The 971-nt window shown below is 34.4% G+C and carries 2 protein-coding genes; both read left to right on the top strand.

Going from position 1 to position 971, the window contains the following annotated elements; translation table 11 throughout:
- Positions 1 to 557: chorismate-binding protein (locus tag IDG60_RS27690; protein WP_206160919.1), on the top strand; the 557-nt coding region annotated here is incomplete at its 5' end.
- Positions 554 to 971: anthranilate synthase component II (locus IDG60_RS27685; protein WP_206160917.1), on the top strand; the 418-nt coding region annotated here is incomplete at its 3' end. The genes IDG60_RS27690 and IDG60_RS27685, both read left to right, overlap by 4 nt.

Raw genomic sequence — 971 nt, 5'->3', positions numbered from 1 at the left:
TAACAACTAATCCTATTGCAGGTACGATTCAACGTGGTGAGACGACACAAATAGATAATGAGAATATGAAACAACTACTTAATGATCCAAAAGAATGCAGCGAACATCGTATGCTAGTTGATTTAGGACGTAATGATATTCATAGAGTAAGTAAAATCGGTACCTCAAAAATTACTAAATTAATGGTTATTGAAAAATATGAACATGTTATGCATATCGTAAGTGAAATCACAGGTAAAATAAATCAAAATTTATCACCAATGACAGTTATTGCGAATTTATTACCAACAGGTACCGTTTCAGGTGCACCAAAATTACGTGCAATTGAAAGAATATATGAACAATATCCACATAAACGAGGCGTTTATAGTGGTGGTGTTGGATACATAAATTGTAATCATAACTTAGATTTTGCTTTAGCAATTCGAACGATGATGATAGATGAGCAGTATATCAACGTAGAAGCTGGTTGTGGCGTTGTATATGATTCTATTCCTGAAAAAGAACTGAATGAAACGAAATTGAAAGCTAAAAGCTTATTGGAGGTGAGGCCATGATCTTAGTTGTAGATAATTATGATTCCTTTACATATAACCTAGTGGATATTGTTGCTCAACATACTGACGTCATTGTTCAATATCCTGATGATGATAATGTGCTGAATCAATCGGTGGACGCTGTTATTATATCTCCTGGTCCAGGGCATCCATTAGACGATCAACAGTTAATGAAAATCATATCAACCTATCAACACAAACCCATTTTAGGTATTTGCCTAGGTGCTCAGGCACTGACTTGTTATTACGGTGGAGAAGTCATTAAAGGCGACAAGGTTATGCACGGAAAAGTTGATACACTAAAGGTTATATCGCATCATCAACATCTGTTATATCAAGATATACCAGAACAGTTTTCAATTATGAGATATCATTCATTAATAAGTAACCCTGACAATTTTCCAGAAGAATTGA

The sequence above is a fragment of the Staphylococcus sp. EG-SA-2 genome (assembly GCF_017152085.1).
The sequence above is the reverse complement of the archived record's forward strand: the minus strand, read 5'-3'. Positions and strand labels throughout refer to the sequence as shown.